This window comes from Brevibacillus sp. LEMMJ03 (genome assembly GCF_007197875.1).
GTDB lineage: Bacteria > Bacillota > Bacilli > Brevibacillales > Brevibacillaceae > Brevibacillus > Brevibacillus thermoruber.
In genome coordinates this window covers 1-201 of sequence record NZ_VKJN01000141.1, presented here as the reverse complement: position 1 = coordinate 201, position 201 = coordinate 1, and the positions used below count along the sequence as shown (strand labels likewise).

The 201-nt window shown below is 64.7% G+C and carries 1 rRNA gene; it reads left to right on the top strand.

Features of this window, described 5'->3' with window-relative positions:
* A 23S ribosomal RNA gene (locus FOI68_RS23195) occupies positions 1–201 on the top strand; the annotation flags it as partial.

Genomic DNA, 201 nt, shown 5'->3' with positions numbered 1-201 from the left:
GTGCGCGGGAGAACTCTTGCTAAGGAACTCGGCAAAATGGCCCCGTAACTTCGGGAGAAGGGGCGCCCCGGTAGGGTCAGGGACCCCGCCCGACGCGAGCGTCAGCTTTCGTCGGGTGGGCCCGAGCCCGAGGGGGCCGCAGTGAAAAGGCCCAAGCGACTGTTTAGCAAAAACACAGGTCTCTGCGAAGCCGCAAGGCGA